The sequence below is a fragment of the Paraconexibacter sp. genome (genome assembly GCF_041602235.1).
Lineage (GTDB): Bacteria > Actinomycetota > Thermoleophilia > Solirubrobacterales > Solirubrobacteraceae > Paraconexibacter.
In genome coordinates, this window is record NZ_JBFIGP010000451.1 from 1 (window position 1) to 1,981 (window position 1,981).

At 73.1% G+C, this 1,981-nt stretch carries 1 protein-coding gene; it reads left to right on the forward strand.

Features of this window, described 5'->3' with window-relative positions; all coding sequences use genetic code 11:
- On the forward strand, positions 1-1,882 hold a 1,882-nt coding region (locus tag ABYE80_RS20295), incomplete at its 5' end, for a putative bifunctional diguanylate cyclase/phosphodiesterase (RefSeq protein ID WP_372792183.1).
- Positions 1,883-1,981: the final 99 nt, after the last annotated feature.

Sequence of the window (1,981 nt, forward strand, 5' to 3'; positions counted from 1 at the left end):
GCCACGGCAGCAAGAGCGTCTGACCGCCGCTCTGCGGAGCGAGCGTCGAGCCCGGGGTCTCGTCGAGACCCATCACCTCGTCCACGGGCTCATGACGAGCGGATCCCCGCTCTCCGAGGTCCTGGACGGCATGGTGCGCGGTGTGCAGTCGCAGACCGACGGCCTGCGTGGGTCGGTCCTGGTGCTCGACGACGAGAAGCGCCACCTCAGTCACGCGTCCGCCCCGGACCTGCCGCGCGAGTGGGGGGCACTCATCGACGGGATCGAGATCGGTCCCGCCGTCGGTTCCTGCGGCACGGCCGCGTACCTCGGCGAGGACGTCTTCGCCCACGACGTCAGGACGGACCCGCGCTGGGCTGCCTACCACGAGCACGCCGTCCCGCTCGGGCTGCTGTCGTGCTGGTCGGTGCCGATCCGGTCCGAGCAGGACGAGGTGCTCGGGACGGTCGCGTTCTACGGGGGAGTGCCGCGCAGCCCGACGCCGGACGACGTCGAGCTGCTGCACGACATGGCGCGCCTCGCGGCGACGGTGCTCGAACGCCACCGTGAGGGGTCCGAGCTCCGGACCCGGGCGACCACCGACCCGCTCACCTCGCTCCCGAACCGCGCGGCGATCCTGGAGCGCCTGGAGGCCGAGCTGCGGGGGTCCCGCCTGCCGGATCGCACCGTGCTCTTCCTGGACCTCGACGCGTTCAAGGCGATCAACGACACGTTCGGCCACGACACCGGGGACGAGGTGCTGCGGGGCGTCGCCGCGGCGCTCGTCGGCGCCGTGCGGGTCGACGACCTGGTGGGGCGCTGGGGCGGCGACGAGTTCGTCGTGATCCCCGGTCGCTGCGACCCGGGAGACGACGGGCGGGAGCTCGCGGCACGCCTGCGAGAGGTCCTCGCGGATCCGATCCTCGACGCCGCCGGGCGTGCGCACCGCGTCGAAGCATCGATCGGCGTCGCGCGCGTCGGCGGCGTCGGCGGTCTGGAGGCGATCCGGCAGGCTGACACGGCGATGTACGCCGCCAAGCGGGACGGTGGCGGCGTGGCGGCGTTCTCGACCGATGTCGTGGCCTCGAGCAGGCAGGAGGCGGCGGGGATCGTCGACGCCCTGTCGTCGGCCCTCGAGGACGGGCAGTTCGCCCTCGTCTACCAGCCGGTGGTCGACCTCCACACGGGCACCGTCACTGGCTTCGAGGCGCTGCTGCGCTGGCATCACCCCGACCTCGGTGAACAACCTCCGGCCCGCTTCCTCCCCGCCGCCGAGAGGCTTGGCGTCATGGCCCGGATCGAGGAGTGGACGCTGGCGGAGGCCTTCCACCAGGCCGTGCGGTGGAACGCCCTCTCGCCACACCCGCTGGCGGTCGGTGTCAACCTCGCGCGCCCGCGCGCCGCGGTGGACCCCGTCGCGACTCGTGTGCTGCGAGCGCTGGAGCGGTCCGGGCTGGCGCCCGGACTGGTGCGTCTGGAGGTGACCGAGGGTCTCGTCCGGGACGACCGCGGTGCCTCGCTCGAGGACCTTGCCCACCTGCGCGGACGCGGCGCGAAGGTCGTGCTCGACGACTTCGGCACCGGTGGCTTGTCCCTCGATCATCTGGCCGACCTCCCGATCGACACGGTGAAGATCGACAGCGCGTTCGTACGGGAGATCACTCCCGGCGCACCCGAGCCCGGTCTGCTCGGCGGCATCACCGGCCTCGCGCGGAGCCTGGGGCTGGACGTGGTCGCGAAGGGCATCGAGACCGTCCACGAGGCAGAGGTGGTCCGGGCGGCCGGCATCCGGTACGGACAGGGGTACCTCTACGCCGCCGGGCTCGCCCCCGCGCCGCTGGAGGCGTGGATGCGGACCCACGGCGCCACCATGGAGGTCGTGATCCCTGACCCGCGGGGGTGAGCGTCACCCCCGCGTGGGGAGCCGGCGCAGGCCGAGGACCGCGAGGCCGGCGAGCAGACCCCAGAACGCGGAGCTGACACCGAAGGCGGTGATGCCGGA